Source organism: Drancourtella massiliensis (assembly GCF_016900655.1).
GTDB classification, from domain to species: Bacteria; Bacillota; Clostridia; order Lachnospirales; family Lachnospiraceae; genus Sellimonas; species Sellimonas catena.
This window is the reverse complement of the sequence record NZ_JACJKH010000095.1, coordinates 1-614: the sequence shown is the minus strand read 5'-3', so window position 1 is coordinate 614 and position 614 is coordinate 1. Positions and strand designations below refer to the sequence as shown.

The 614-nt window shown below is 42.8% G+C and carries 1 protein-coding gene; it reads right to left on the bottom strand.

Going from position 1 to position 614, the window contains the following annotated elements:
- Positions 1 to 91: 91 nt before the first annotated feature.
- Positions 92 to 298: a hypothetical protein gene (locus H6A32_RS17070; protein ID WP_430749603.1), complete on the bottom strand. Its 207-nt coding sequence runs from the start codon at positions 296 to 298 to the stop codon at positions 92 to 94.
- Positions 299 to 614 lie beyond the last annotated feature (316 nt).

The window sequence follows — 614 nt, the reverse complement described above, 5'->3', positions numbered from 1 at the left end:
CTTTATGAAAGTGGTAAGTCCTATGCTATGAGTGGCTTTAAGCTTCGAATGTATTCATGATGTTTGATTTTATCGGCGAGAACAACAGTAATCAGCTGAGTGATACCGGCAAGGTCAGATCAGCATGTAAAGTCTTCTCGTTTTGTGTCCGACGGCCTGCTAGACAGAGATGATCTTTGATGTGGTTGATATCTCTTTCAACAACAGTCCTTATTTTATAGGTGTTATCCCATTCTTCGGTTCCGCGGATCGTTCCGGGATAAGCCCGCAGATCCTTTTCCGGATAGACATAAACCATACGACCACATCTTGAAGTGGTACAAGGATTTTCGCAACAGCATTGTCTATAAGATTTTTGGGTGGATTTCTCGTAAGCCCATCTCATTTTAGGGCAGACAAACTTGAATCTGGTAACACCGCTTCTTAGGTTAGAAGTGCATTCGTACTTCATAGGGAGGGAAGGATCATGAGGGCAACAGGGGATCCCGTTTTCATTGATGGTATAATCCTGATTTTCAAGACCTGCTCTTGCATTGAGTGGAATATATGCTTTCTGGAAATGTTTGTCCTTACCAAAAGTATCACCGGTAAGAAGGCTCTTATAGAGCTGAGCG

What these genes read in the sequence shown, in the direction of transcription:
- H6A32_RS17070 (WP_430749603.1), bottom strand. Translation starts at nt 298, where the DNA reads ATGGTTTATGTCTATCCGGAAAAGGATCTGCGGGCTTATCCCGGAACG.